Annotated in this window: 1 pseudogene; it reads left to right on the plus strand. The window is 72.0% G+C overall.

Annotated features, from left to right (window positions below):
- A pseudogene (locus CCN51_RS52060) lies at positions 1–243 on the plus strand (ABC transporter permease); the annotation flags it as partial.

Genomic DNA, 243 nt, shown 5'->3' on the forward strand with positions numbered 1-243 from the left:
CGGCGAACGCGCTGCTCGTGCCCTTGTCGGCGCTCGTGGGCCTGGGCATCGGCGCGGTCCTGCGGCACACCGCGGCCGCGGTCGTCACGGCCTGCTCCGTCCTGGTCATCCTGCCGCTCTTCTTCAAACCGAGCGTCCACCAATGGGCGAACGACCTGTACGGCATGTTCCCCCTCTACGCCTGGCGCCACTGCCTCTCCCAGCTGCACCCCCGCGACCTCCCGGCCCTGCCCACGCCGACCG

It is taken from the genome of Streptomyces milbemycinicus (assembly GCF_002154605.1).
Lineage (GTDB): Bacteria > Actinomycetota > Actinomycetes > Streptomycetales > Streptomycetaceae > Streptomyces > Streptomyces milbemycinicus.